Here is a 222-nt window from a genome sequence, read left to right as displayed (position 1 = left end):
GAAAAGAATATACTTAAATACCAAAATCCCTTGTGGCTAAATAACCACAAGGGATTTTCAGTCATTTATGCTGCTTCTTTTAAGTAACATAGTACAAATAATAAATACTTCCTGTTAAATCTCACCAAAACCGTCCATCATTGTCATCAATGGCCTCGGCTTCCTTGCGTTTGCGTGGTCCTGTTCCGTACATTTCGGCTTCGATTTCTTCCTTAGTTGGCA

General features: G+C 38.3%; 1 pseudogene. It reads right to left on the bottom strand.

Features of this window, described 5'->3' with window-relative positions:
* Positions 1 to 121: 121 nt before the first annotated feature.
* Positions 122 to 222: pseudogene (locus SORDD16_RS12340) on the bottom strand (PspC domain-containing protein); the annotation flags it as partial.

It is taken from the genome of Streptococcus oralis (genome assembly GCF_001578945.1).
GTDB classification, from domain to species: domain Bacteria; phylum Bacillota; class Bacilli; order Lactobacillales; family Streptococcaceae; genus Streptococcus; species Streptococcus oralis_Q.
Note: the sequence above shows the minus strand (reverse complement) of the source record. Positions and strands in the feature narration are given on the sequence as shown.